This is a genomic window from Blastococcus sp. SYSU DS0828 (genome assembly GCF_054050975.1).
Genome location: NZ_JBJHAK010000010.1, coordinates 1 through 26,241, shown reverse-complemented (window position 1 = coordinate 26,241; position 26,241 = coordinate 1). Strand labels below are relative to the sequence as shown.

The 26,241-nt window shown below is 75.2% G+C and carries 27 protein-coding genes; 19 read left to right on the top strand and 8 right to left on the bottom strand.

Annotated features, from left to right (window positions below; genetic code table 11):
- Positions 1–118: 118 nt before the first annotated feature.
- Together ACI79Q_RS10115 and ACI79Q_RS10110 are read left to right on the top strand one after the other, a co-directional pair.
- On the top strand, positions 119–532 hold the full coding sequence (locus tag ACI79Q_RS10115; protein WP_456614641.1) for a hypothetical protein: 414 nt from the start codon (positions 119–121) through the stop codon (positions 530–532).
- A 113-nt stretch (positions 533–645) separates the two neighbouring features.
- Entirely contained in the window at positions 646–1,959 is a 1,314-nt protein-coding gene (locus ACI79Q_RS10110) for a Rieske 2Fe-2S domain-containing protein (RefSeq protein ID WP_456614640.1), read from the top strand.
- Between the two features lie 6 nt (positions 1,960–1,965).
- Here the strand turns inward: ACI79Q_RS10110 and ACI79Q_RS10105 are convergent, their stop codons facing one another.
- On the bottom strand, positions 1,966–2,130 hold the full coding sequence (locus ACI79Q_RS10105; RefSeq protein WP_456590244.1) for a hypothetical protein: 165 nt from the start codon (positions 2,128–2,130) through the stop codon (positions 1,966–1,968).
- A 94-nt stretch (positions 2,131–2,224) separates the two neighbouring features.
- Between ACI79Q_RS10105 and ACI79Q_RS10100 the strand changes: the two genes are divergently transcribed.
- From ACI79Q_RS10100 to ACI79Q_RS10090, 3 genes are all read left to right on the top strand, one after another.
- Positions 2,225–2,788 (top strand): hypothetical protein, encoded by a 564-nt coding sequence (locus ACI79Q_RS10100; protein WP_456590243.1) that lies wholly within the window; start codon positions 2,225–2,227, stop codon positions 2,786–2,788.
- Between the two features lie 75 nt (positions 2,789–2,863).
- Positions 2,864–4,069, top strand: a complete 1,206-nt coding sequence (locus ACI79Q_RS10095; RefSeq protein ID WP_456597394.1) for a sensor histidine kinase — start codon at positions 2,864–2,866, stop codon at positions 4,067–4,069.
- Positions 4,066–4,761: a response regulator gene (locus tag ACI79Q_RS10090; RefSeq protein WP_456590241.1), complete on the top strand. Its 696-nt coding sequence runs from the start codon at positions 4,066–4,068 to the stop codon at positions 4,759–4,761. Before ACI79Q_RS10095 ends, ACI79Q_RS10090 begins: the two co-directional genes overlap by 4 nt.
- A 200-nt stretch (positions 4,762–4,961) precedes the next feature.
- On the opposite strand, the gene ACI79Q_RS10085 is transcribed toward ACI79Q_RS10090, so the two are convergent.
- Positions 4,962–5,855 carry a hypothetical protein gene (locus ACI79Q_RS10085; RefSeq protein WP_456614639.1) on the bottom strand — a complete coding sequence of 298 codons (894 nt, stop codon included), beginning with the start codon at positions 5,853–5,855 and terminating at the stop codon, positions 4,962–4,964.
- A gap of 781 nt (positions 5,856–6,636) precedes the next feature.
- Here ACI79Q_RS10085 and ACI79Q_RS10080 point away from each other — a divergent pair.
- The 3 genes from ACI79Q_RS10080 (at position 6,637) to ACI79Q_RS10070 (ending at position 11,205) form a co-directional block, all read left to right on the top strand.
- Positions 6,637–7,410, top strand: a complete 774-nt coding sequence (locus ACI79Q_RS10080; RefSeq protein WP_456614638.1) for an ABC transporter ATP-binding protein — start codon at positions 6,637–6,639, stop codon at positions 7,408–7,410.
- Position 7,411: 1 nt separating this feature from the next.
- Positions 7,412–9,868 carry an ABC transporter permease gene (locus tag ACI79Q_RS10075; protein WP_456614637.1) on the top strand — a complete coding sequence of 819 codons (2,457 nt, stop codon included), beginning with the start codon at positions 7,412–7,414 and terminating at the stop codon, positions 9,866–9,868.
- A gap of 128 nt (positions 9,869–9,996) precedes the next feature.
- Positions 9,997–11,205, top strand: coding sequence for an MBL fold metallo-hydrolase (locus ACI79Q_RS10070; RefSeq protein WP_456614636.1), 1,209 nt, complete (start codon positions 9,997–9,999; stop codon positions 11,203–11,205).
- Between the two features lie 35 nt (positions 11,206–11,240).
- On the opposite strand, the gene ACI79Q_RS10065 is transcribed toward ACI79Q_RS10070, so the two are convergent.
- Positions 11,241–12,095 carry an Fpg/Nei family DNA glycosylase gene (locus tag ACI79Q_RS10065; protein ID WP_456590237.1) on the bottom strand — a complete coding sequence of 285 codons (855 nt, stop codon included), beginning with the start codon at positions 12,093–12,095 and terminating at the stop codon, positions 11,241–11,243.
- 210 nt (positions 12,096–12,305) lie between these two features.
- Between ACI79Q_RS10065 and ACI79Q_RS10060 the strand changes: the two genes are divergently transcribed.
- Complete coding sequence (locus tag ACI79Q_RS10060) at positions 12,306–12,887, top strand: AMIN-like domain-containing (lipo)protein (protein ID WP_456614635.1); 582 nt, start codon at positions 12,306–12,308, stop codon at positions 12,885–12,887.
- Positions 12,888–12,966: 79 nt separating this feature from the next.
- Here ACI79Q_RS10060 and ACI79Q_RS10055 read toward each other — a convergent pair whose 3' ends face one another.
- From ACI79Q_RS10055 to ACI79Q_RS10045, 3 genes are read right to left on the bottom strand one after another with little or no spacing between them, the layout of a single operon-like run.
- Positions 12,967–14,100, bottom strand: a complete 1,134-nt coding sequence (locus ACI79Q_RS10055; RefSeq protein ID WP_456614634.1) for a GerMN domain-containing protein — start codon at positions 14,098–14,100, stop codon at positions 12,967–12,969.
- Entirely contained in the window at positions 14,097–15,470 is a 1,374-nt protein-coding gene (locus tag ACI79Q_RS10050; RefSeq protein ID WP_456590234.1) for a sensor histidine kinase, read from the bottom strand. The genes ACI79Q_RS10055 and ACI79Q_RS10050 overlap by 4 nt, the downstream gene beginning before the upstream one ends.
- A gap of 7 nt (positions 15,471–15,477) precedes the next feature.
- Positions 15,478–16,194: a response regulator gene (locus tag ACI79Q_RS10045; protein WP_456590233.1), complete on the bottom strand. Its 717-nt coding sequence runs from the start codon at positions 16,192–16,194 to the stop codon at positions 15,478–15,480.
- Positions 16,195–16,308: 114 nt separating this feature from the next.
- On the opposite strand from ACI79Q_RS10045, the gene ACI79Q_RS10040 reads away from it, so the two are divergent.
- Together ACI79Q_RS10040 and ACI79Q_RS10035 are read left to right on the top strand one after the other, a co-directional pair.
- A complete protein-coding gene (locus ACI79Q_RS10040) occupies positions 16,309–16,683 on the top strand; it encodes an STAS domain-containing protein (protein WP_456614633.1) in 375 nt (124 codons plus the stop codon).
- 37 nt (positions 16,684–16,720) lie between these two features.
- A complete protein-coding gene (locus tag ACI79Q_RS10035) occupies positions 16,721–18,088 on the top strand; it encodes a cryptochrome/photolyase family protein (protein WP_456614632.1) in 1,368 nt (455 codons plus the stop codon).
- A 3-nt stretch (positions 18,089–18,091) separates the two neighbouring features.
- Here ACI79Q_RS10035 and ACI79Q_RS10030 read toward each other — a convergent pair whose 3' ends face one another.
- Positions 18,092–18,880 carry a hypothetical protein gene (locus tag ACI79Q_RS10030; protein WP_456590230.1) on the bottom strand — a complete coding sequence of 263 codons (789 nt, stop codon included), beginning with the start codon at positions 18,878–18,880 and terminating at the stop codon, positions 18,092–18,094.
- Positions 18,881–18,948: 68 nt separating this feature from the next.
- Positions 18,949–19,416, bottom strand: a complete 468-nt coding sequence (locus ACI79Q_RS10025) for a DUF309 domain-containing protein (protein WP_456590229.1) — start codon at positions 19,414–19,416, stop codon at positions 18,949–18,951.
- Positions 19,417–19,565: 149 nt separating this feature from the next.
- Here ACI79Q_RS10025 and ACI79Q_RS10020 point away from each other — a divergent pair, with 149 nt between their 5' ends.
- The 8 genes from ACI79Q_RS10020 to ACI79Q_RS09985 all read left to right on the top strand — a co-directional run bounded on the left by ACI79Q_RS10020 (position 19,566) and on the right by ACI79Q_RS09985 (position 25,843).
- Positions 19,566–20,387, top strand: a complete 822-nt coding sequence (locus ACI79Q_RS10020; protein WP_456614631.1) for a DUF4397 domain-containing protein — start codon at positions 19,566–19,568, stop codon at positions 20,385–20,387.
- Between the two features lie 25 nt (positions 20,388–20,412).
- Positions 20,413–21,081 (top strand): class F sortase, encoded by a 669-nt coding sequence (locus ACI79Q_RS10015; RefSeq protein ID WP_456590227.1) that lies wholly within the window; start codon positions 20,413–20,415, stop codon positions 21,079–21,081.
- Between the two features lie 47 nt (positions 21,082–21,128).
- Entirely contained in the window at positions 21,129–21,731 is a 603-nt protein-coding gene (locus tag ACI79Q_RS10010) for an RNA polymerase sigma factor (RefSeq protein ID WP_456590226.1), read from the top strand.
- Positions 21,712–22,500 carry an anti-sigma factor domain-containing protein gene (locus ACI79Q_RS10005; RefSeq protein ID WP_456590225.1) on the top strand — a complete coding sequence of 263 codons (789 nt, stop codon included), beginning with the start codon at positions 21,712–21,714 and terminating at the stop codon, positions 22,498–22,500. Before ACI79Q_RS10010 ends, ACI79Q_RS10005 begins: the two co-directional genes overlap by 20 nt.
- A gap of 21 nt (positions 22,501–22,521) precedes the next feature.
- On the top strand, positions 22,522–23,652 hold the full coding sequence (gene egtE, locus ACI79Q_RS10000; protein WP_456590224.1) for an ergothioneine biosynthesis PLP-dependent enzyme EgtE: 1,131 nt from the start codon (positions 22,522–22,524) through the stop codon (positions 23,650–23,652).
- Positions 23,653–23,880: 228 nt separating this feature from the next.
- Positions 23,881–24,243, top strand: a complete 363-nt coding sequence (locus tag ACI79Q_RS09995) for a GntR family transcriptional regulator (RefSeq protein WP_456590223.1) — start codon at positions 23,881–23,883, stop codon at positions 24,241–24,243.
- A complete protein-coding gene (locus tag ACI79Q_RS09990) occupies positions 24,240–25,154 on the top strand; it encodes an ABC transporter ATP-binding protein (protein WP_456590222.1) in 915 nt (304 codons plus the stop codon). Before ACI79Q_RS09995 ends, ACI79Q_RS09990 begins: the two co-directional genes overlap by 4 nt.
- Complete coding sequence (locus ACI79Q_RS09985; protein ID WP_456590221.1) at positions 25,151–25,843, top strand: hypothetical protein; 693 nt, start codon at positions 25,151–25,153, stop codon at positions 25,841–25,843. The genes ACI79Q_RS09990 and ACI79Q_RS09985 overlap by 4 nt, the downstream gene beginning before the upstream one ends.
- Positions 25,844–26,241 lie beyond the last annotated feature (398 nt).

Here is a 26,241-nt window from a genome sequence, read left to right as displayed (position 1 = left end):
CCGAGTGGGGTCAAACAGTGCGACGAAGCTGTGACCTGGACGGACGTGGGGGGCGGCACCGGCGGATGACGGGCTACCGGGACGACGCCGCACCACCTACAGTCCTGCCCTCATGGCGATGAGTGCACAGCAGTCGGGGCGCCGCGGCGGACGCCGGAGCCCCGGGAGCAGGCGCCTGCTCGGCGCCGCCCTGCTGGTCCTCTTCGGGGCCTTCCTCCCCTGGATCGCCACCGCCGCGGGCAACGTCGCGGGAGTGCGGGGCGCCGGCCTGTGGACGATGTACGCGGCGGCGCTCGGCATCGCCGGGGCGATCCTCCGGTCCCCCACCCTCGCCGCCGTGCACGCGGCGGTCCTGGCCGTGGTGGCCACCGCCCTCCCGCTGTGGCAGGTGCTGCGCCTGGCAGGCCTGGTGGGCTTCGCGGGGTGGGCGCCCGGCCCGGGCCTGGTCATGACGCTCGGCGGCGGGGTGCTCGCCGGGACCGCCGCCGTCTCCCTCTTCCGGGCCGGACGGGCCGCTCCCCCGACGAGCTGACCGGTCACCCGGCCGCGGTCCCGGGCCGGACCGCCCGGCCGCCCCGGGCCGGCCGACCCACAACGTTGCGCCGCCCGTAACGCCGCGAACATCCGGCGACGGTGCAATGGCTCATGGTCGCGATCAGCGCTCTGCCGTCGGGATGGTTCGCGGTGGCCCGCGCCGCCGACGTGGGGACCACGCCGGTGCCCGTGGGCGCCGGCGGGCGGGCGTACGTGGTGGTCAGGCTCCAGCCCGGGGGCGAGGTGAGCGCGTTCCCGGCCCGCTGCCCGCACCGGGCCGTGCCGCTCGCGGCGGCCACGGTCTCCGACGGCCGGCTGGAGTGCCCGCGCCACGGCTGGCGGTTCGACGCCGACGGCCGGTGCGTGGCCGTCCCCTCCCTCGGACCGGCCGGCGTCCCGCCGCCGCGCGCGGACCTGCCGGTGCCCTGGGCGGTGGAGGAGCGGCACGGCTGGATCTGGCTGGCCCCCGACCGCACCGCGCTCCCACTGCCGCCTCGCCCTGCCGGGCCGCCCACGCCCGAGCCGGTACCCCCCGCCCCGGCTCCGCAGGGGCCGCTGTTCGGCAACCTCGACCCGTCACTCGCCGCGGCCTGGCACCCGGTGGCCCTGTCCGGGGAGCTGCGGCCCGGTGGCTGGCTGCAGGTCCGGCTGCTCGGCCGCACGTGGACGCTGCGGCGGGACGGCGACGGGCTGCGCGCCGATCCGCCCGCCGCCGGGGTCCGCGAGCGTCGGGGGGTGGTCGAGCTCGCCCCGTGCACGCCGGACGACGTCCCGTTGAACGTGCCGGAGCACGCCGACCGGCGCTTCCTGAGCCGCTGGCTGGCACCCCGGCGCACCGCGGCCCCCGCGGCCGTCGTCGCCGACCTGCTGCTCGACGTCGCCCGGCTGCCGTTCGTGCACGGGGCCACGTCCGCGGCCGCCGACCACCCGGAGGTGCCGCCGTACGAGGTGGTCAGGGAGCCCGGTGGCTTCTGCTCCGTGCAGGAGCAGTGGTGCGACGACCCGCTGGACCCCGAGGTCGCCCTGGGCGGGCGGCCGCTGCGGCAGCGGCGCCGGGTCACCTACGCGTACCGGGCACCGTTCGCCCTCCGGGTGCGCCGCGACCAGCTCGACTCCGGCGCGACGACGACGGTCGTCACCCTGCTACAGCCGGAGGACGCCGACTCCACGCGGGTGTTCACCCGGCTGCTGCACTCCGCCGGGTCGGGGCAGCCCCTGCCCTCCCGCGCACTGCTCGCCGAGCACGTCGCGGCCGAGCAACGGTCGCTCGACACCGACCTGGCGCTGCTGGCCGGCACCGAGCTCCCCGGCCTGCCGCTGGACCGCCGCGACGAGCTGCACCTCCCCGCCGACCGCCTCGGGCTCGCCCTGCGCGACGCGCTCTGCGACCTCCGGTCGGCCGGGCGCGCCTCCGCGGCCGCCTGACGTCGCTCACTCCGCGGGCAGCCACTCCCCGCACCGGGGGCAGGCGGTCGGCGGGTCCTCGTCCGCCAGACCGCCGCAGGCCGGGCACACCCGGCGCAGCCAGCAGGCCGGGTCGCCGCCGTCGTCGCCGGCCGCGCGCCGGCCCTCGTCGTCGTCCACACGCTTCCCCAATGCGACAACTCTGTTGCGGTCCACACACCGGTGCGGTGCCGGCGGGCGGCCGGGGTAGCCCCGGACGGTCGACCACCGTCCCGGAAGGACCAGCATGACCCGCCGCACGCGCACGCACCCGTTCGCCGCCCTGCTCCTCGGGGCCACCCTGCCCCTGGCCGCCTGCGGCGGGGTCGCCGACGAGGAGGAGTCGGCCAACCCGATGGAGGAGTTCGGCACGGAGGTCGACGGCGGCAACGCCGGGCCGGACGAGTCCGTCACCGAGGACATCACCCTCGCCGATGTCCAGCTGCCCTACCCCGACGACGGCGTCTACAGCGCCGGCGAGGACGCCCCGCTGACCTTCACCGTCACGAACACGTCCGCCGACCCGGTGACCCTGGAGCAGATCACCGGCGAGGACTTCGCCGAGGCGCGGATCAGCGGCGAGGAGGGGAACGCCACGCTGGAGGTGCCCGGCAACGACAACCTCTACGTCGGCGCACCCGATGCGCCCTCGGTGATGCTCGTCGAGCTCGAGCAGGACCTGCGCTCCTCCCAGTCCATCCCGGTCACCTTCAGCTTCGGTGACGGCGAGGAGGTCACCATCGAGGCGGTGGTGGCTGCGTCGAGCGACGACGTCCCCGAGTCCGACGAGGACCCGACCGGGGAGAGCTGATCCGCCTGCCGGACGACGCGCAGATCATCCCGGGGGGCGATGAAGCGGGCGCTCGGGCTCCCTAGGCTCCCGGTCATGGAGCGGTCGGCCGTCGTCGAGCGTCCGGCCGCCCGGCTGCGGACCCGGACGTTCGCCGTCGACGCCGTGCTCGCGGCCTGCGTCGGCGTCGTCACCGTGGCGCTGCCCGCCCTCGCCGGGAGCTACTGGCCCGCCGAGACGGGTGCGTTCGTGCTCGGGGTGCTCCTGGTCGCCCCGCTGGCGTGGCGCCGGGTCGCCCCGGTGCCCGCGGCCGCGGTCGTCATCGCGGCCGGACTCCTGGAGCTCGTCGTCACCGACGACTTCCTGGCGGCCAACGTCGCGGCGCTGGTGATGGTCTACTCCCTGGCCGCCTACGCCCCGCGCTGGGCCGGGCGGGCCGGCCTGGCCATCGGACTGGTCGGTGCGGTCCTCGCCTCGGCCCGGTACTTCTCGGTCGGCTACTCGCTGGTCGACCTCGACGCCACGCTGCTCACCGCCGGGGCGATCGTCGTCTCCGTCGTGGCGGCCTGGGCGCTGGGTGACCTGCGGCGGGCGCGCGTCCAGCGGCTGGCCGCGCTCGAGGAGCGGGCGCAGCTGCTCGAGCTGGAGCGCGACCAGGAGATGCGGCTGGCCGCCACCGCCGAGCGCGCCCGCATCGCGCGGGAGATGCACGACGTCGTCGCCCACTCCCTGTCGGTCGTCATCGCGCAGGCCGACGGCGGCCGCTACGCCGGGAAGACCGATCCGCAGGCGGCCACCGACGCGCTGGAGGCGATCGCCACCACCGGCCGGCAAGCGCTCACCGACATGCGGGCGCTGCTCGGGGTGCTCCGGGACGGCGGCGGGGAAGAGTACGCCCCGCAGCCCGACGTCGCCGCGATCCCGGCCCTGGTCGAGGACGTGCGGGCCAGCGGCCTGGACGTCGACCTCATCGTGGAAGGGACGCCGCAGCCGATGCCCGCCGGACCGCAGCTGGCCGCCTACCGGATCGTGCAGGAGTCGCTCACCAACGTGCTCAAGCACGCCGGCCCCGCCGGTCGCGCCTGGGTGCGGCTGCAGTGGCGGCCCGACGCGCTGGAGCTCTCGGTGCTCGACGACGGCCGGGGGGCCTCGGCCGCGGTGGGCACCTCCGACGGCCAGGGGCAGGGGCTGCGCGGGATGCGCGAGCGCGCCCAACTGCACGGCGGGCGCCTGGATGCCGGGCCCCGGCACGGTGGCGGGTTCGGCGTGCACGCGGCGCTGCCCTACCGTGCGTCCCGATGAGCGCGATCCGGGTGGTCCTCGTGGACGACCAGCAGATGGTGCGGGCCGGGTTCCGCATGGTCATCGAGTCCCAGCCCGACCTCACCGTGGTCGGGGAGGCCGGGGACGGCGCGGCGGCGGTCGAGCTGCTGACCCGCACCCGCGCCGACGTCGTCCTCATGGACATCCGCATGCCGGGCACCGACGGGATCGAGGGCACCCGGCAGGTCACCGCGCTGCCCGAGCCGCCGCGGGTCGTCGTCCTCACGACGTTCGACCTCGACGAGTACGTGGTGGCCGCGATCGGGGCCGGGGCCAGCGGCTTCCTGCTCAAGGACGCCGCGCCGGAGGAGATGCTCGACGCCATCCGCACCGTGCACGCCGGAGACTCGGTGATCGCTGCCAGCTCCACCCGCCGGCTGCTGCAGCACGTCGCCCCGATGCTGCGCGGCGGCGGGACCGCGGCGCCGACCGGTGGCGACGACGCCGCGCTGGCCGAGCTCACCCCCCGCGAGCGCGAGGTGCTGGAGCAGATGGCCTACGGCGCGACCAACAGCGAGATCGCCGCGCACTTCTTCGTCAGCGAGGCGACGGTGAAGACGCACGTCGGCCGGGTGCTGGCCAAGACCGGGTCGCGCGACCGGGTGCAGGCCGTCGTCCTGGCCTACCGCTCCGGGCTGGTCGCGCCGGCGGACCTGCTCCGCAACGCCTGAGCCCGCGCTCTACCGAATGTCAAGCAACACCAGCCGAGTAGTACGCGAGGCGCCTGGCGGGCATGCTGTCCAGACAAGACCCTCTCGCGCAGGCTCAGCAATACCGCAAGCCTGGACACTTTGGAAGGCAATGCCAATCACGACGAGACCAACCCTTGGAACAATTTGGCTACAGCGAGCAGGCACCCCGCACCGTCGAACTAAGCGGGGCAGCGCGACTCATCGTCCGGCACGATGGTCAGGGATACCTGGTCGACTAAGACCCGCCTGTAGCCGCGCCGCGAATCCCATAGCAAGTAGCGGGAATCCTTCTCTCCCAGCAATATCCAGGGCTGCCCCACGTCCATCTCACCGCCCTCGACCGCGTAACCATCCTCCGCCAGAAATCGAACGCATGAAGCGTCGACCCTCACGCCGTAAAACGGAAAGTACGAGCCTGTCGGGCCATCGACTCGAAGTTCCGCTGCAACCGTGGGAGCCAGCGATGCGGCAGTGGCCATGGCAAAAAACGAGGCGACGACGAGCGTGGGAACGAAGCCACCGCCCATCGTGCCGATGCCAGCGTAACGGCGCAACAAACCGATAAATCCAACCCCGACAAAGAGTACGGCGACGCCGACAATAACGGGCACACTTCCCGTAATGACGTAGTCAAAAGTCTCGTAAGAAAGGGCGCCGGCCGGGACCCCTAGCGCCTCCTCGAACAAGCGATAACCGAGCACCCCCAGAGCCAAAGTCGTCCCTCCCAGGAGCGACAGCACGATCGGGAGGGTCCAGTGAAGAGCCTGGCCGAATCGCCGCGTGCGCCATTCGGTCAAGACTCCGTAACTCAGCGCCATCCCCCCTAGTGTCCCCGACAGGTACGCAGCCGCCTCTGATGCGCCCGAGTACAGCCGATCGATCGACAGGAACAGGAACGCTCCGAGGAATCCCGCTAGCACGACTGAGCCGATGCGATCCGAGCGGCTCGCTCCGAGAGGCGGCCGGGAGATCAATGCGTATACAAAGGCAGCAATGAGGCCGATTGCTCCGACGGCCAAAGCGAGGATCTCGGATGAGGCGAGACCGAATGCCGAACCACCCAATATGGCCACGCCGACGATCGCATATCCGAACCGCCGGTCCTGCAGCCTGGTCTCACTGCCCCCTCTCCGACGCAGTTCGACTAGTCGGCCATACACTGGAGCGCCCGCGATGGCCTTACCCCGGCGCAGAGCCTCTCTGTAATCCGATGCCGTAATGTACGCCTGGACTCCGAACCTGAGAATAGCGGCGCGTCTAGCAGTACTCGATAGGGCTTTGCAGCGACGTGGCGGCTTGAAGCCCGACGCCTTCGCGCGCGCGTGCCCGAAGCGCGGATTTTCATGAAGCAGAGCCCAAGTCTTACTAGAGTCCGACTCCGACCCGTCCGGGAAGGTGGTGGCCAGATGCGTTGCCCGCAGACCTGCGGCTTGCAGTTGCGAGAGCAGGGTGGCCACTTCTTCCCTGGCTGCCGCGGCACGAGAGAGTGGACTCAGCCGTACTACAATCATGGCCGTTTGCCCCGCCGGCACGGCGAGATCGCTCGGCACCACATGCGACTGCGTTACCAGTGCTACGTGTTCCCGCGTCGCATCGGCCGACGGCGCTAGCACTAGATGTATGTGCAGGACCTGCACGGCGCACCCCACGGACACTACGAGTAGCGCGAGGCATACCGCCTAGCGCAAGCTTGGCCTACTTTTCCTGCTCGGTGCTTGCTCCTCCAGCATCTGGAGTCGGACGGCGGGTCCTACCGCAGTAGGACCCTGGAATCCTCTTGCGCTCCGACGCGGGAGGAGGCCCCCGGGCGGCAGCGTGATCACCGTCGATGATCACCGTTCCCGGAGGCCCGAAGTGCCAGTGCCCGTCATGACCGTCCCCGGCGAGCCGCCGGCGTCCCTCTCCGCCGCCGCCGTCCGCGCCACCGGCCTGCGCAAGACCTACGGCCGCGGGGAGACCGCTGTCCACGCGCTCGCCGGCGTCGACGTCGCGTTCGCCCGCGGCGAGTTCACCGCGATCATGGGCCCGTCCGGCTCGGGCAAGTCCACGCTCATGCACTGCCTGGCGGGGCTGGACGCCGCCACCGCCGGGCAGGTCTGGCTCGGCGACACCGAGCTGACCAGCCTGCGCGACGACGAGCTGACCGCACTGCGCCGCTCGCGGATCGGCTTCGTCTTCCAGGCATTCAACCTGCTGCCGGTGCTGCCCGCCCGCGAGAACATCGTGCTGCCGATGCAGCTGGCCGGCCAGCGCCCCGACCCGGTGTGGTTCGACGACGTCGTCGCCCGGCTGGGCCTGCGGGAACGGCTCGGGCACCGGCCGCACGAGCTCTCCGGCGGGCAGCAGCAGCGGGTGGCGATCGCCCGCGCGCTGCTCCCCCGGCCCGACGTCGTCTTCGCCGACGAGCCCACCGGCAACCTCGACTCGCGCAGCGGCGCCGAGGTGCTGGGCCTGCTGCGCTCCAGCGTCCGGGAGACCGGCCAGACCGTCGTCATGGTCACCCACGACCCGTCCGCCGCCGCCTACGCCGACCGCGTGGTGCTGCTGGCCGACGGGCGGCTGGCCGGCGAGCTGCTGCGCCCCACCGCCGAGTCGGTGCTCGACGCGCTGCGCGGACTGGGTGCCTGACATGCGCAGCGTCACCATCGCCACCGCCCGGGCGCACGCCGCCCGGCTGATCGCCTCCACCCTCGCGATCGTCATCGCCGTCGGCTTCGTCGTGGCCACCCTGGTGCTCAACGAGACCTCCCGCGCCACCGTGCTGGAGGCCGCGGGCGCCCCCTACGTCGGAACGGACGCGGTCGTCCTCTCCGAGGACGGCACCGCCCTCGACGACGAGCTGGACCGCATCGCCGCCCTGGACGGCGTCGCCGCGGTCGACGCCACCTGGAGGACCGGCGTCCAGGCCTTGCTGCCCGGCCGCACGGGCGCCCAGTACCTGCTCGCCGAATCGGTCGCCGACGCCCCCGCCCTGCGCTGGCAGTCGATGGCCGACGGCGAGCTGCCCGACGCGCCCGGCGAGATCGCGGTCAGCGAGCGCACCGGCGCCGCCGTCGGCGACACGATCGACGTCACCTACTTCGCGCCGGACGGCGCCGAGCGGGAGGCCGCCGTCACGGTCACCGGCGTGGTGGACCTGGGCGGCGACCCCACGGCCGGCATCTACGGCCGCATCTGGGGCACCACCGACCAGCTGCGCGGCTGGGGTGCGGTGGACCCGACGGAGCTGCGGGTGACCGGGGCCGACGGCGTGCCGGCTCCGGAGGTGGTGCAGCAGGTCGGCGCCGCGCTCGCCGACCGGCAGGTCGTGGTGCGCACCGGCACCGAGCAGGCCGAGCACGCCGCCGCCGCGCTCACCGGCGACACGATGGCGCTCACCGCGGTGCTCCTGGTCTTCGCCACGGTCGCGGTGCTGGTCGCAGGCCTCGTCATCGCCAACACGTTCGCCGTCCTGCTGGCCCAGCGCACCCGCGAGCTCGCGCTGCTGCGCTGCGTGGGCGCCACCGCCCGCCAGGTCCGCCGCAGCGTCCTCGGTGAGGCGGTCCTGACCGGGCTGGCCGCCTCGGTCATCGGGGTCCTCGCGGGCATCGGCCTGGCCGCCGGGGTGTCGGCGATCGCCGGGGCCGCCGACTCCCCCGTCCCGCTCTCGGGCCTCTCCGTGCCGCTGGTCGCGGTGGTCGCCGGTCTCGCCGTCGGCACTCTCACCACGCTGCTCGCCGCCCTCGCCCCCGCCCGTGGCGCCACGAAGGTCGCGCCGCTGGCCGCCCTCCGCCCGACCGATCCGGCGCCGCTGCGGTCGCGGGGCGGCGTGCTGCGCCTGGTGCTCGGGCTGCTGCTGGTCGTCCCGGGGGTGCTGCTCATGGGGCTCGGGGTGTACCTCGCCGACGTCCTGATCGCGCTGCCGGGCGGGGCACTGAGCTTCCTCGGCGTCGTCCTGCTCGCCCAGCGAGTCCTGCCGCCGGTCGTGGGGGCCGTCGGCCGGCTGGCCGCCCGGCTGGGCGGCGTCCCGGGTCGGCTCGCCGCCGGCAACGCCACCCGCAACCCCCGGCGGACGGCGGCCACGGCGACGGCGCTGCTCATCGGCGTCACCCTGACCACCGCCATGGTCGTCGGCGCGGCGTCCACCCGGGCCACCGCGCAGGCCGGGCTCGCGGCGCAGTACCCCACCGACGTGATCGTGCAGGGCGGCGAGGCGATGCCGTCGTCGCTGCCCGGGCAGCTCGCCGCGATCGACGGAGTGGTGGCGGCGTCGTCCCTGACCGGGGCGTTCGTCGAAGGGCCCGACGGGGAGACCGGCGTGGCCGGGCTCGACGCGACCACGGCGGCGACGGTCATGCGGTCGACCGGTGACGTGCCGATCCCCGAGGCGGGGGAGGTCGTGCTCCCGTGGTGGACCCAGAAGGGCTGGGACGTCGCCGAGGGTGACGAGGTCACCTTCACCTCGGGTGACCGGACCGCGACGCTGACCGCCCTGTTCGGGGACGTCGAGCTGGCGACCCTCAACGCCGCGGAGCTGGAGCGCCTCGCGCCCGAGGCCGCCGTCGACACCGTGTGGCTGCGGCTCGCCGACGACGCCGACCAGGCCGACGTGATCGACGACGTCACCGACGTGGCGGGCGCGGCGATGCCGTTCGCCTTCGTCACCGGCCTGGCCAGCGAGCGCGCCGCGATCGACTCGGTGCTCGACGTGCTGCTGCTCGTCGTCACCGGCCTGCTGGGGGTGGCGGTGGTCATCGCGCTGATCGGCGTCGGCAACACCCTCGCCCTGTCGGTGGTCGAACGGCGGCAGGAGAACGGGCTGCTGCGCGCGCTCGGGCTGACGCGGGGCCAGCTACGCGGGCTGCTCGCCTGGGAGGCCGCCCTGGTGGCGGGAGTGGCCGCGGTGCTCGGGGTGGTGCTGGGCAGTGCCTACGGGCTGATCGGCGTCGCTTCGGTACTGGGCTCGTACGGCGAGCTGGTGCTGAGCATGCCGTGGCTGCAGGTGGCCGCGATCGTGGCGGTGGCCACGGCGGCCGGGCTGGCGGCCTCGGTGCTGCCGGCCCGCCGGGCGGCCCGGACCTCCCCGGTGGCCGCCATCGCCGGCTGACGCCCGGCCAGATCTGCACACCGGCCCCCTTCCGGGCGGGGAAGGGGGCCGGTGTGCAGATCTCGTCCGGCGGGAGGCGTCGCCCGGTTCACAGCGGGGATCGAGCTCCGGCTGGGATGCTGGAGGGCGTGCCGTCCCGCTCACTCCGCCGTACCGCTCTCGCCGCCGCCCTGCTCGCCGGTCCCGTCGGCTGGGTGACCGCCGCCGCCTGGGGGCTGCCGACCGCGCTCGGGGCGCACCGCCGCCGGCTGCGCCGCGTGGTGGCCGGCTCGCCGCAGTTCTTCGACGGCAAGTTCCACAACCGGATGCCGACCCCGGCGCTCGCCCCGGCCAACACCCGCGACGGGCTGCTCCGGCAGTGGCACGAGGAGCGGCACGTCGGGCTGCCGGGCGGGCCGATCCCGCTGGCGCACGCCGACCTCCCGGCCGACGCCGCCGAGCTCGCCGTCACCTGGTTCGGCCACGCCAGCGCGCTGCTGGAGATCGACGGCCGGCGGGTGCTGCTGGACCCGGTGTGGGGCCACCGCGTCTCGCCGTCGCCGATCATCGGGCCGACGCGGCTGCACGAGCCGCCCATGGCCCTCGACGAGCTGCCGCAGGTCGACGCGGTGCTCATCTCCCACGACCACTACGACCACCTCGACCTGCCCACCGTGCGCACGCTGCTGCGCACCCAGCGCGCGCCCTGGGTGGTCCCGCTCGGCATCGGCGAGCACCTGCGCGTGTGGGGGGTGCCCGAGGAGCGGATCGTCGAGCTGGACTGGGACGGCGAGCACCGCATCGGTCCCCTGACGCTCACCTGCACCGAGGCCCGGCACTTCTCGGGGCGCTACTTCCACCGCGACACCACCCTGTGGGCGTCCTGGGCGATCACCGGCCCCCGGCACCGCGTCTTCTTCGGCGGCGACACCGGCTACACCCCGGCCTTCGCCGCCATCGGTGCCCAGCTGGGCCCCTTCGACCTCACCCTGCTGCCGATCGGCGCCTACAACGACGCCTGGCACGCCATCCACATGGACCCGGAGGAGGCCGTGCGAGCGCACGGCGACCTGGGTGGGCGGGTGCTGCTGCCGGTGCACTGGGCCACCTTCAACCTGGCCTTCCACCGGTGGGCCGAGCCGGTGCAGCGGCTGCTGGCCGCGGCCGGCGCGCGCGGTGTCGAGGTCGCCGTCCCGCAGCCCGGGGAGCGCGTCGACGTGCTCGCCCCACCGCCGCTGCGCGACTGGTGGTCCGCGGTGGGCTCGGCTGCCGAATCGGCCGGGCGCCCGGACGACGCGGGCGTCGGCAGCAGCGTTTTCGTGCGCGCGCTGACCCGCCTGCTGTCGCTGCCCGGCTGAACGACGGCGGCGTCCGTGCGGGGCAGGGACCTCCTTCAGCGCAGGAGCTTGCTCATCCGCCGGTCGGCGAGCGGCTTGCCGCCGGTCTGGCAGGTGGGGCAGTACTGCAACGAGGTGTCGGCGAAGCTGACCTCGCGCACGGTGTCCCCGCACACCGGGCACGGCAGCCCGGTGCGGGCGTGCACCTGCAGCCCCGAGCGCTTCTCGCCCTTCATGGTGGCGGCCCGCTGGCCGACCTGGCGGCCCAGCGCCTCGGTCAGCGTCCCCCGCACCGCGTCGAAGAGACGGACCAGTTCGTCGTCGCTCAGCTTGTCGGCCATCTTGAACGGCGACAGCCGGGCGGCGTGCAGGATCTCGTCGGAGTAGGCGTTGCCGATGCCGGCGAGCAGCGTCTGGTCGGTGAGCGCCCCCTTGAGCTGCCCGCTGCGGCCGGCCATCAGGCGGGCGAACGTCTCCCGGTCGACCTCCAGCGCGTCGGGCCCCAGGCGGGCGATCCCGGGCACCTCGGCGGGTGACCGGACGACGTAGACGGCCAGGCCCTTGCGGGTGCCCTGCTCGGTGAGGTCGAAGCCGTTCCCGTCATCGAGGTGCACCCGCAGCGCGAGCGGACCCTTGCCCGGCTTCGGCGGTGCGGTCGGCAGGCTCTCCCGCCAGTGCAGCCAGCCGGCCCGGGCCAGGTGGACGACCAGGTGCAGCCCGCTGACGTCGAGATCGAGGAACTTGCCGTGCCGGGCGGCGCCGGTGATCTCCAGCCCGGCCAGTGAGGACAGCGGCGGGTCGAAGGTCTTGATCGCCTGGACGGCGGCGAGGTCGGCGCGCGCCAGCACGTGGCCGACGGCGTTCTCGCGCAGGAACGCCGTCAGCGCCTCCACCTCGGGCAACTCGGGCACCCGACCATGATCGCGCGGATCCCGGCGTCCCGCCGTCCCCGATCAGGCGGTTCTCCGACGGCGGCGTTGCGGCGGTGCGACGGCCGGATGACGGCCGCGACGACCTGGTGGAGACCCTGTTGCGGCCGCTTCCGAGCTCCCCGCGGGCGAGTAGACCTCCGTCCACAGGCCCGTTCCGCAGGGGCGCGGGCCCGACAGATGGAGGTCATCGTGAGAAGGATCCGACTCGGTTCCCTGGCGGTCCTCGCCGGTGTGATCGCGCTGCTGGTCGGCGTCCTCACCCCGGCGACGGCGGCCGGGGCGACCCGCGCGCCGTACTGCGGGCTGGTGTGGGGGTCGCTGCCGGAGAGCAGCGCGGCGTCCACCGCCGGCCTGGCCGTGACCGACGTGCGCGCCGGCCGACACGCCTGCTTCGACCGCCTGGTCGTCGACCTGCGCGGTCCCGCCGCGGCGACCGGCTACTCGGTGCGCTACGTCGACGCGGTGCACCAGGAGGGCTCGGGCACCCCCGTCCCGCTGGCGGGCGGTGCGGCGCTGCAGGTCGTCGTCGACGCCCCCGCCTACGACGCCTCCGGGCGGGCCACCTACCTCCCGCCCAGCCGCGGCGAGGTCGTGGACGTCGACGGCTTCCGCACCGTCGAGCAGGTCGCGTGGGCGGGCTCCTTCGAGGGCCGCACCACGCTCGGCGTCGGCACCCGTGCCCGGCTGCCGTTCCGCACCTTCACCCTGCTCGGCGCCCCCGGGGACGACGACGCGGTGCGCCTCGTGATCGACGTGGCCCACCGCTGGTGACCGTTCCGCACCCGGCCAGATCTGCACACCGGCCCCCATCCGGCCCCGGAACCGGGCCGGTGTGCAGATCTCGCCCGTCTCAGCCCTGGTGGAGCACCTCGACCACCACCCGGTCGGGGTTCTGCAGCCGGTACACGCGGAACGGCCGCTCGGCCGCGGTGCCGACGAAGGTCACCGTCTGCCCCTCGAAGGTGCTGTCCAGGACGACCTCGCGCACCGCCGGGTACCCCGGCGCCAGCCGTCCGGGGCCCGGGTACGGGGCCACGCCGGTGTCCCCGGGCAACCCGACGCCGGTGACCGCGAGCCGCAGGACCGCCTCCCCCGCGACCTGCACCGGGGAGCCGCTCCCCTCCGACCGCGCCTCGGGCACGTAGCGGGCGTCCCAGCCCGGCAGCCCGGCGCCGTCCACCTCGAGGACGACCCGGTCGAACCCCTCGTGGCGGCCGACCCGGAGGTCGGTCACGGTGACGGCGGCCCCGGGCGACGCCGATGCCGTGTCCGGCCGGGTGTCGGCGACGAAGGGTGGCGCCACGGTGGGCGACGGTCGCGGCCCGGTGACGGTCGGCTGCGCCCCGGTGATGGGAGGGGCCGGCACGGCCGGCGAGGTGGATTCCGTGGGTGGCGGCGGCGGGCTGAGGAAGACGGCGTAGTCGGCGGGCAGCAGCGGCGCGTCGGTGAGCGCACCGGAGGGCAGCGGCGCCTCCACCGGCTCCCCGTCGCTGGTCAGCAGGACGGCCTCGATCCCGGGCAGGCTCGTCGCGGTGAGCACGATCTGCGCCACGGCGCGGCGGCTGGAGGACAGCGGCGCGGTGCCGGAGATGTCGATCGTGGCCGTGGTGCCGTCGATGCCCGCCACCGCCAGCGTCACGCCGGAGGGGAGGGCGGTGGACACCTGCTCGGCCCGCTCGTCCTCGGTCGGGCCGGCGGTCAGCGCGTCCAGCAGGGCGCCCAGCCGCTCGTCGAGCGACCCCGTGCCGGCGTCCCGGGCCCGGGGGACGAGCGACTCGTCGGGGCCGACGAGGTAGGCCCACCCGGTCTGGCCGGGGACGGACGACGGCGCGGCCGACGGCGGGGCAGCCGGTGCGGCGAGCCCGTACGGGACGTCGGACGCCGCGATCGTCGACGGGTCCCCGCCGGTGGGGACGCCGCAGGCCGTTGCCGCGAGGACGGCGCCCAGGGTGCCCGCGGCGCTCACCCGGCGCAGGCGCTTCACGTCCGCGCCGCCGGCAGCGACAGGACGAACCGGGCGCCGCCGCTCGGGCCGGCGGCGCACCACGCCGCGCCCCCGTGCTGGGCCGCCGTCTCGGCCACGATGGCCAACCCGAGCCCGGCCCCGGGCACCGAACCGCGCGCCGAACCGGGGGCCCGGGCGAAGCGCTCGAAGATCCGCTCCCGGTCCAGCGGGGCCACGCCCGGGCCGGCGTCGTCCACCGTCACCACGACCGAACCCTCACAGCGCCCGACGTCCACGTGCTCCGGCCCGCCCGCGTAGCGGTCGGCGTTGTCCAGCAGGTTCCGCACGGCGCGCTCCAGCCGGTTCTTGTCGCCGAGGACGGTGGTCTCCTCCGGCGCGCCGGCGTCCAGCAGGCCGACGGGCCGGCCGGTCCGCTCCAGCACCTCCCGGACCAGCACCGCCATCGACACCGGGACGGCGTCGGGCAGCTGCCCGACGCCGTCGTGCCAGGCCAGCTCCAGCAGGTCGTCGAGGGTGACGCGCAGCCGCGCGACCTCGCCCTCCACCAGGGCGAGGGCCTGCTGCGCACGCGGCGGGAGCTCCTGGCGGCGGGTCGCCAGCACCTCGACGCTCGTGGTCAGGCTGGTGAGGGGGCTGCGGAGCTCGTGGCTGACGTCGCCGACGAACCGGGCGTCGCGGGTGATCCGCGCGGCCAGGGCGTCGACCATGCTGTTGAACGCCGCCACGATCCCGACCAGGTCGGGGTCGTCGGTCGCCGGCAGGCGGGTGGAGAGCTCGCCGCCGGCGATGCTCGTCGCGGCCCCGGCGACCTGCTCCAGGGGCAGCACCGCACGACGGCTGGCCCACATCCCGAACCCGGCGCCGGCCACGGTCGCCGCGACCGCACCGGCACCGAGGACGACGGCCAGCGTGCGCAGCAACGCCTCCAGGTCGTCCAGCGGCGCCACCTCGTAGAACTCCACGCCCGCGCTCACCACGGGCACGGCGACGACGAGCCGCGGCCCCTCGGCGGAGTCCACCCGCAGCGTGCCCGCCGCGCCGGTGGACACCACCTCCTGGAGGGCGGCCGGCACGTCACGACCGCCGACCTCCAGACTGGAGGAGAACCAGTCGTCCTCCCGCCGGACGACGATCTCCGCGTCACCGAACGGGACGAGCTCCCCGAGCACCCGCCCGACGTCGGCACCTGCGCTGGACAGCCGGTTGCGCAGCACCTCGGCGTCGGCGAACGCCTGCTGCGTGAGCGCCTGCTCGCGCTGCTCCACCACGAAGCTGCGCGCCAGCAGCCACGTGGTCGTGACGAGCACCGCGGAGACCAGCAACGTGCTGGCCGCGAAGCCGAGCACGATCCGCCTCCGCAGCCCCCGCCGCCCCGGGACCCTGCTCACCGGCCGCTCACTGCGGGTCCAGGCGGTAGCCCAGCCCCCGGACGGTGACCACGAGCCGGGGAGCACTCGGGTCCCGCTCGACCTTCGTCCGCAGCCGTCGCACGTGCACGTCGACGATCCGCTCGTCCCCGAAGAACCCGTGCTCCCAGACCCGCTCGAGCAGCGCCTGCCGGCTGAAGACCCGCCCCGGCGCGCCGGCCAGCTCGCAGAGCACCCGGTACTCGGTCAGCGTCAGCGGGACCAGCTCGTCCCCGCGGTAGACCGTGCCGCTGGCCTCCCGCAGGACCAGCGGGCCCGCCGGGTCGTGGTCGAGGACGACGCCCGCCCGGGCGGCGTCGGCCGGGGAGCCCGCCGGAGCCGTGGCCGTCCGGCGGCGCAGCGCACGCAGCCGGGCGGTGATCTCCTTGATCTGGAAGGGCTTGGTCACGTAGTCGTCGGCGCCCGCCTCGAGCGCCTCGACGATGTCCTGCGTGTCCGCGCGGGCGCTGACGACGACGACGGGCAGGTCGTGGGCGCGGCGGACCTCGCGGATGACGGCCAGGCCGTCCATCGACCCGAGCATCAGGTCGACGATCATCATGTCGGGCGCGGCGATGCCCACCATGCCGACGGCGTCCTCCCCGGAGGCGGCCTCGGCGACGTCGTACCCCTCGTCCTCCAGCGCCCACCGCAGCGCGGTGCGGATGGAGTCGTCGTCCTCCACGACCAGGATCCGCAACGACACGCGGACATGCTGCCACCGCGGGCCGGCCACCTCGGACGCGGCGGCCACCGTCATGCGATCGCAATGTCGCGACCCGGGGAATCGCAAACTCCGGTGGAGAAGCTGCTGGGGACCGTGCGGAGACCGACCGCCGAGGAGACCGCCGTGCGCCCTGCCGACCGCGACACCCGTGCCCCCGGTGCCGAGGGCGGCCGCGGTGAGGTCGTCCTGCGGCTGACCGAGGAGATGCTCGCCGACGGCGTCGCCGACATCCGCTGGCTGCTGCACGACGCCCTGCTGGCGGGTGCGCGGCGGGTGGTCGTCGACGTCGGCGAGGTGGAGCACCTGACCAGCCCGGCAGCGGCCAGCCTGCTCACCGCCCACCGGGCATGCCGGGCCCGCGGCGGCAGCGTCGTCGTCCGCGGGGCCAACCGGCGCACCCAGGGCCTGCTGCGCCGGACCGGCCTGTGGCGGGTGCTGGCGCTGGAGAACCTGGACCGCTCCGCCTGAGGCGCGCCCGGGGCCGGGGCCTCCTACGCTCGGCCGGGTGCCGACCGCGCTGCTCTGGTTCCGCCGCGACCTGCGCCTGGGCGACCACCCCGCGCTGCTGGCCGCGCGGGACGCGGCCGGGCCGGACGGCGAGGTCCTCCCGGTGTTCGTGGTCGATGACCGGCTGTGGGGCCCGTCCGGCGAGCCGCGCCGCCGCTTCCTGCTCGACTGCCTCGCCGCGCTGGACGCCGACCTCGGCGGCGCGCTGGTCCTCCGGCACGGCGACCCCGTCCGGGTGCTGCCGGCGCTGGTCCACGAGGTCGGCGCGACGTCGGTGCACGTCAGCGCCGACGCGGGGCCGTACGGGCGGCACCGGGACCAGGCCGTGGAGCGGGCCCTGGGCGATGTCCCGTTCGCGCGCACCGGGTCGCCGTACGCGGTGACGCCCGGCCGGGTCACCAAGGCCGACGGGACGCCGTTCCGCGTGTACTCGCCGTTCGCCCGGGCCTGGCGGGAGCACGGCTGGCGCCCGCCGGCGTCCTCCCCCGACGGCGTCCGCTGGCGCACCGGCGTCCGCTCCGACGACCACCCGCCAGCACCCCACCTCGACGGCGTCGTCCTGCCCCCGGCCGGCGAGGCCGCCGCGCTGGCCGCCTGGGCGCGCTTCCGGGACGAGCGGCTGCTCGGCTACGCCGACGGGCGCAACACCCCGGGCGGCGACGGGACGAGCCGGCTGTCGGCCTACCTCAAGTACGGCTGCCTCCACCCTCGCACGCTGCTGGCCGACCTCGCCGCGGCGGAGCAGACCGAGTCGGTGCGCCGGTACACCGACGAGCTGGCCTGGCGGGAGTTCTACGCCGACGTCCTCTGGCACCGACCGGAGTCGGCCCGGGAGTACCTCAAGCCGGAGCTGCAGGGGATGGGCTACGACAGCGGCCCGGACGCCGAGGAGCTCGTGCGGGCCTGGGAGACCGGCCGCACCGGCTTTCCGATCGTCGACGCCGGCATGCGCCAGCTGCTCGGCGAGGCCTACGTGCACAACCGGGTGCGGATGATCGTCGCCTCGTTCCTGGTCAAGGACCTGCACCAGGAGTGGACGGTGGGCGCCCGCTGGTTCATGCGGCACCTGGTCGACGGCGACCTGGCCAGCAACCAGCACGGCTGGCAGTGGGTCGCCGGCACCGGCACCGACGCCTCGCCCTACTACCGCGTGTTCAACCCGGTCACCCAGGGCAAGAAGTTCGACCCCGACGGCACCTACGTGAAGCGCTGGGTGCCCGAGCTGCATGACCTCGATCCGCGGCACGTGCACGAGCCGTGGACCGCGCCCGGCGGCATCCCGGCCGGCTACCCGGAGCCGGTCGTCGACCACGCGCACGAGCGCCGGGTCGCGCTGGACCGCTACACCCGCGTACGCGGCCGCTGAGGCTCAGCCGACGAGCAGCGAGACCGGGTCCCGCCGGACGACGGTGCGGACGACGAGCGCGACCGCCACCGCGGCCGCGGCGGCGAAGGCAGCGATCACCACCGGGGCCGGCGGGCCGGCGGCCGCGACGGCCACCAGCCCCCAGACGACGGCGAGCGCGAACGGCCCGGCCGCGGTGCGGGCGGCGAGCACCAGGGCGCACGCGATCAGCGCGACCCCGGCCAGCGCTCCGACAGCCCACAGCTGCGCGGTCGTGCCGGACGCCGGGGCGCCGAGCGCGACCCCCGCCTGGCCGGTGTTGACCGCCGCGGCCACGGTGACCCAGCCGAGCAGCAGCCCGGCGACGGCGGCCGGCAGCACCCGCCCCAGGCCCTCGACCGGGAGGTCCTGCAACCGCGCCCAGGCGACCGCGGCGGCCGCCACGATGCAGAACAGGAGCACGACCGGAACCAGCGGCACCGACACCCCGATCAGGGGGAAGGCGATCTCCCACGCGGTGTTGCCCGCGAACGCCGCGGCCAGCGGCCAGCCGGTGCGCCGGTGCAGCTCCCGGCCGCGCTGGGCCGGCAGCGCCTGGTACACCGCCCAGGCCAGCGATCCGGCGAAGATGACACCCCAGATGCTGAAGGCGTAGCCCGCCGGGGTGATCAGCGAACCGGTCTCGTCGCTGACCGCGCCGACGCTGCGGCCGGCGATCGCGCTGCCCACGGGGCTGCCGGCCACCTGCGCGACGGCGGCGGCGATCACCGCCGCCGCCCGGAGCCCGTCCTGCCGGCCTGCCGTCCCGCTCATCCCCCGGCGGTGCCCGGCACCGCCCGTACCCGAAACCTGGCCGACCGCCTCGCCGCCGGACGGTCCGCTCAACCGCGGAGCCGGGGAGCGCTGCGCACCGGGTCGCGGCCGGTGGCGGGCGCGGCGGCCAGCGCACGCGCCCACCCGGCGAGCCCGGCCACGTCCACCCCGTGCGGACGGCGGTCGGCGTACGGACCGAGGGCCGCCGCCCCGCGCTCGAGCAGACTGGTCGCGCCCCGGTCGTTGCCGCGGGCGGCGTGGGTCAGGCCGACGGCGAGCTGGGCCAGCCCTCGCCACAGCTCGCGCTCGTCCTCGGGTGCGGACTTCCAGGCATCCTCCAGCACCTCGTGGGCGTGGAACGGGCGCCCGGCGTCCAGCAGTTCCTGCGCCTCGGCGAGCGCCACCTCCGGCGCCCGGACCACTCCCTCGGGGGCGCGCTCCTCCCCGACGGCGCCGTGCGGCAGCGGCCGCCCGAGCGCATCCCGCGGGCGCGCGTTGCGGGCCCGGCCCTGCTCGTCGCGGTCTCGGTCAGGCACAGGGGCATCCTCCCCGCGCCGCCCGGGGAGCGCCTCGGGAGGTATCGATCCGAATCGCGTCCGAGATTGTTGGAGGCGATCCGCATCCGGCGGCCGGAGCGCAGCGGAAGACCAGGCAGCACGACCCCCTACGAGATGAGGAGCCACCCGTGAGCACCATCCGCACAGTCGGCCGTTCCGCCGGCGTCCTCGGTGCCGTCGGCGCCGTCGTCCTGGTCGCCACCCCGGCCATGGCCGACAACCACACCGCCACGGTCTCGGTCCTGCACGGCGTCCCCGACACCCCGGTGGACGTGTACGCCAACGGCGAGCGGCTGATCGACGACTTCCAGCCGGGCACCCTCACCGACCCGCTGGAGCTGCCCGGCGGCAGCTACGACCTCGCCCTCTACCCGGCCGACGCCGCCGACGACTCCGGCGACCCGATCCTGTCGGCCGACGGCGTGGAGGTCCCGGCCGGCGCCAACGCCACCGTGGTGGCCCACCTGACCGAGGCCGGCGAGCCCGCGCTCACCCCGTTCGTCAACGAGACGGGCTCCGTGCCCGCCGGTCAGGCCCGCGTCACCGTCCGGCACGTCGCCGCGGCGCCCGCCGTGGACGTCCGCGCCGGCGGCCAGCCGGTGATCGAGGGGCTGACCAACCCGAACGAGGAGACCCTCACCGTCCCGGCCGGGACGATCAACGCCGACGTCGTGCTCGCGGGCACCGACACCGTCGCCATCGGCCCCGCCGACCTGACGCTGGCCGAGGGCACCTCGACCGTCGTCTACGCGTGGGGCTCGGAGGACGCCGGCTTCGAGCTCGCCGTCCAGAGCGTCTCCGCCCAGCACTCCGCGCCCAGCGGCGTCCCGGGTGGCACCGCCGGGCTGGCCGACGACTCGGACCTCCCCCTGCCCGTGGGTGCCGCGGCCGTGGCCGGTCTCGCCCTGGCCGGCGCCGGCGCCCTGCGGCTCGCCCGGTCCTCGCGCTGATCACCGTCACTCCGAGGAGCTGACCGTGCGACCCGCCGCCGCCACCGCCGTGCTCGGGCTGGCCCTCGCCGTCGGTGCGCCGACCGCGTGGGCCGTGACCCGGCCGGACGCGGCGGCGGGTCCGCCGGTCGAGCGGGTGCTGGAGCGCCCCGACGCCGCCACCCCGGCGCCGTCCGGGGCCTCCTCGCTCCCCCCGGTGTCCGTCCGCGACGCGGCACCGGCCGCCGTCCCCGCCACACCCCCGCCGCTCCGGCTGGAGCTGCCGGGCCTCGGCGTCACCGCACCGGTCGATCCGGTCGGCGTCGCCGGGGACGGGCAGATGGAACTCCCCGAGGACGTCGACCGGGTGGGCTGGTACCGCCACGGCCCGGCACCCGGTGCGGACGGCAACGCCGTGCTCGCCGGCCACGTCGACGACCGCGAGCAGGGCCCCGGCGCCCTCTTCCCGCTCCGCGACGCCGAGCCCGGCGACGAGCTCACCGTCACCGACGCCGCCGGGCAGACCACCCGCTGGCGCGTCGTCTCCCGGGAGCTCGTGCAGAAGCAGGTGCTGCCGCTCGACACGATCTTCGCCCGCGAGGGGCCGGCCCGGCTGGTGGTCATCACCTGCGGCGGCCCGTTCCTCCCGGAGTACCGCAGCTACCGCGACAACGTCGTCGTGGTCGCGGAACCGGTGGTGGACGGTGCGCCGTGACCGGGCTGCTCGCCCGGACGCGGGCCGACCTCGGTAGCGTCCCGGCCGTGACCTCCCCTCCGGAACCGCCGCCGGATGGCGCCGCGGAGCCGGACGACGCCGAGGTGGGCCGCCGGTTCGCCACCGGTGACGAGCAGGCGCTCGCGCTGGCGTACGAGCGGTGGGCGGGGCAGCTGCACGGCATGGCGGTGCGCGCCTTCGGTCCCGGGCCCGACGCCGAGGACGTCACCCAGCAGACCTTCATCTCCGCCTGGACCGGCCGCGCGCGCTACCGCCCCGACCAGGGCCCCCTCCCCGCCTGGCTGGTGGGCATCTGCCGTCACAAGATCGCCGACGCCTGGGCCCGGCGGGACAGGATGCGCCGCGAGGCCGAGGCCGCCGCGTCGGAGGCGCAGGCCGCACCGGCCGGCGGGACGACCCCGCCCGTGGACGGCGTCGTGAGCGACCGGCTGCTGGTGCTCGAGGAGCTCGATCGCCTGGGCCAACCGCAGCGCGGCATCATCGAGCTCGCCTTCTTCGCCGACCTCACCCACGCCCAGATCGCCGAGCGCACCGGCATCCCGCTCGGCACGGTGAAATCCCACATCCGCCGCACGCTCGAACGCCTGAGGACACGATTGGAGGTGGACGGTGCCACACTGCCAGCCTGAGCAGCTCGCCCTCGCGGCGCTGCACGAACCGCTGCCGGCCGACGACGCCGCCCACCTGTCCGCGTGCGCCCGGTGCCGCGACGAGGTCGCCGGCCTGCAGCGGGCCGTCGACGCCGTCGCCGTCCCCGAGCTCGCCGAGCCCGGCCCTCCCGTGGCGCCACCGGCCTCCGTGTGGGCGGGGATCGCCGCGGCCACCGGGGTGTCGTCGACGCCCCGCCCGGCCGCCGCCGCACCGACCGCCACCGCGCCTGCGGCCACCGGCGCCGCCGGGGCCACGGCCGCGACGCCGCCCGTGGCACCTGCGCCGCCGGCGCGCGGCGGCGAGGTGCTGCCCTTCCGCCGCCGCCGGCCGCTGCTCCTCGCCGTGGCCGCCGCGGTCGCCGGTGCCGTCGTGGGGGCCGGAGCGGTCGCGCTGCTGCGCGGTGGGGACGGCGTCGAGCCGATCACCGCCGTGGCCCTCGAACCGCTCGGCGACGAGCCGGCCGCCGGGCGGGCGGAGGTCGTCCTCCGCTCCGACGGGTCCCGGGCCATGCGGGTCGAGCTCGACGCGCCGGAAGTCGAGGACGGCTACTACGAGATCTGGCTGATCGAACCCGGGATCGTCGACATGGTGCCGCTGGGCGTCCTGCGCCCCGGGGCGCAGACCTTCGAGCTGCCGGCGGGGCTGGACCTCGGGGAGTTCCCGATCGTCGACGTCTCGGTGGAGCCGCTCGACGGCGACCCGGCGCACTCGGGGGTCTCCGTGGCCCGGGGTGTGCTCGAGAGCTGAGCGACGCCTAGCGTGCTGCAGGTGACCGCCGCGCACACCCCCCTGCCGTTCGACGACCTCGGTGCGCACTGGCGCACGGTGCGTCCCCGGCCGGCGGGCCGGCACCTCGACAGCGCGGCGTCCAGCCGGCAGAGCCACCGGGCGCTGGAGGCCGCGGCGCACCACGCCCGGCACGAGGCCGAGCTGGGCGGCTACGTCGCGGAGGCGACCGCTGACGACCTGCTGCAGCAGGGGCGCTCGGTCATCGGCGGCCTGGCCGGCATGGCCGCCGCCGACGTGGCCTTCGTCGAGTCCGCCCAGGCCGCGCTGGTCACCCTGCTCGGCGGCTGGCGGCTACCCGCGGGCTCGCGGGTCGCCTGCCTGCCCGGCGAGTACGCCCCGAACGTCGCCCAGCTGCGCGCCGCCGGCCTGCGCCCGGAGCCGCTGCCGGTCGACGGCCTCGGGCGGGCCGACGTCGACGGCGTGGAGCAGCTCCTGGCCACCGACCCGCCCCGGTTCGTGCATCTCACCCACATCGGCAGCCACCGCGGGATCGTGCAGCCGGCGCGCGAGATCGCGGCACTGTGCCGCGCGGCCGGCGTCCCCCTGGTGCTCGACGCCGCGCAGTCCCTGGGGCACGTCGACGTCGACCTCGGCGCGGAGGTCGTCTACGGGACCTCGCGGAAGTGGCTGGCCGGGCCCCGTGGCGTGGGCGTGCTGATCGTCGGCCCGTCGATCGCCGCCGAGCTGGTACCGGTGCTGGCCGAGCCGGAGGGGGTCCCGCCGATGCGCGCCTTCGAGTCGGGAGAGGCCCACGTGGCCGGCCGGATCGGCCTGGTGGTGGCCGTCGGGGAGCACCTCGCCGCGGGGCCCGAGCGCGTCCGCGCCCGGCTGGCCGGGCTCGGCCGGGCCACCCGGGAACTGCTCGACGGCGTCGCCGGCTGGCGGGTGGTGGAGCCGCTGGAGGAGCCGACGGCCATCACCACGCTGCGGCCCCCGGACGGTGTCGACGTCGTCGCCACCCGCACCCGGCTGCTCACCGAGCACGGCATCGTGCTGACCGCGGCCGGCAGGGAGCGGGCCCCGGGGGAGATGACCGGGCCGGTCCTGCGGGTCTCCCCCCACCTGGACGCCACCGCGGAGGACCTGGCGGCCCTCGCCGCCGCCCTCTGAGCGGACCGCCCCCTCACCCCCGTCCAGCACGACGTCTCGCCGGGTGACCGGCGGCGAGCGGGCTCCGCCCCGCGCACCTCGGCCCCGACGCGGGCCCGGCGTCGGAAGCAGCCGCCCGGCGGCGCCCCGCGGCGGGGACTTGTGCCCGCGTGGCGGTGGTCCTATGGTTCATTACATGAGTAATGAACCCAGGGACCATCCCGGCCCTGGTGACGCCGGGGCCGCGTCGTGAACGAGGACGCCGGCCCGATCTTCCGGCAGGTGGCCGCCGAGATCGAGAACGCGATCGTCGACGGCTCGCTGCCCGAGGAGAGCCAGGCGCCGTCCTCCAACGAACTGGCCGCCTTCCACCGCATCAACCCCGCGACCGCCGCCAAGGGCCTGAACCAGCTGGTCACCGACGGGGTCCTCTACAAGAGACGAGGAGTCGGGATGTTCGTCGCCACCGGCGCCCGCGAACAGGTCCTCAAGCGTCGGCGCAGCGAGTTCGCCGACCAGTACGTCCGCCCCCTGATGACCGAGGCCCAGAAGCTCGGCATCCCCGCCCACGAGCTCACCGACATGATCGATCGCTGGGAGGACCCGCGATGACCGCCGTCGCCACCGTCTCCGACGTCACGATGCGCTTTCCCGGGCACACCGCCCTCAGCGGCGTGTCGACGGTGCTGGAACGTGACGCCATCACCGGGCTGCTGGGCCGCAACGGCGCCGGCAAGACGACCCTCATGCAACTGCTGACCGGCCACCGCGTCCCGACCAGCGGGCGGATCGAGGTCTTCGGGGCTCGGCCGTTCGAGAACGACGACGTCCTGCGCCGGATCTGCTTCATCAAGGAGGGCCAGCGCTACCCCGACCACTTCCGGGTCAAGGACGCGCTCGACTCCGCGGCGTTCGTCTTCGCCGACTGGGACGCCGACCTCGCCGCCTCGCTGCTGCGCGACTTCGACCTGCCCGCCAAGCGCCCGATCAAGAAGCTCTCGCGCGGCATGAACTCCGCCGTCGGCATCATCGTCGGACTGGCCTCCCGGGCGCCGCTCACCCTGTTCGACGAGCCCTACCTGGGACTGGACGCCGTCGCGCGTCAGCTGTTCTACGACCGCCTGCTCGCTGACTACGCCGAGCACCCGCGCACGATCGTCCTCTCCACGCACCTGATCGAGGAGATCGCCGCCCTGCTCGAGCGGGTGATCCTGATCGACCGGGGCAGGGTGCTGCTCGACGCCGACGCGGAGTCGCTGCGCGGCACGGCGCTCACGGTCACCGGACCCCGGGAGCGGGTCGCCGCGTTCAGCGGCCGGCACGAGCTGCTGCACACCGAGTCCCTCGGCAGCACCAGCCGGGCCGTCGTGCGGCTGCGCGACGGCGCCGACGGCGACGACGCGACGGCGGCCGGCTTGTCCTGGGAGGCCACCAGCCTCCAGCAGCTCGTCGTCGCCATGAGCCTGCACACCGCGGCCGGCGGCCCGACCGCACCGGTCCACCTCGAGGAGGTCTCCCGATGACCCGCGTGCTGCAGGCCGCTCGCCTGCACCTGGTCCACCCGCTGGTGGCTCTCGGCATCCCCTGGCTGGTCGTGTCGATCAGCTTCGCCATCAACCTCGCCGTCTGGCACCTCACCCCGGCCAGCGAGGAGAGCGGCTTCACCGGCGGCATCCTGGCCTTCTACATCACCGTGCTGGTCGTCTACGTGCAGGCGGTGACGCAGGTGCTGCCCTTCGCCATGGGGATCAGCCTCAGCCGCCGCGCCTTCTACCTCGGGACCGCGCTCGTCGCGCTGGTGCAGGCCGTCGCCTACGGAATCGCGCTCTCCGCGCTGGTGAGCATCGAGAACGCCACGAACGGCTGGGGCGCCGGGATGGACTTCTGGGCCCCGGGCGTCTTCGAGGTCGGCAACCCGGTGCTCCAGGTGTTCGCCTCGGGGGCCCCGCTGCTCGCCTTCATGTTCGTCGGCGTCGGCATGGGTGTGGTGCACCAGCGCTGGGGCCAGATGGGCACCTGGGGACTGATCCTCGGCTCCATCGTGGTGCTGGGTGGCCTCACCGTGCTGATCACCTGGCTCGACGCCTGGGGGAGCATCGGGGTGTGGTTCACCGACCAGTCGACGGTGACGCTGACGGTCGCCCTGCCCCTGGCCCTCGCGGCGGTGGCGGCGCTCGTCTCCTTCCCCGGCATCCGGCGGGTGGTGCCGTAGCTCCGGGCCCCTCCGCCTGCACCGCGGCCCCCGTTCCGTCATGTGACGGTTTGGGGGCCGCTCCCATTTCCCCAGCGTGGTGATCCGCCCGTCGCGGTGTCGCGCGCCGGACCGCCGCCCGGGAGTGCGTGCCGCATCCGACGACCGCGCCGACGCATGCGCACGAGGCGCCTCCATCGGCACCGGACCGCCTCACGCAGCCGCCCCGCTCCGTGTCCGACGCGCCGCTCCGCCGACCGCCCGTGAGCGGGGGCCGTGCGATGCCGACCGGGCTGGGGGAACGACGAAGGGGCCCCAGCACGAATGCTGGGGCCCCTTCGGGAATGGTTGTCCGGCGGCGTCCTACTCTCCCACCCCGTCTCCAGGGCAGTACCATCGGCGCTGAGAGGCTTAGCTTC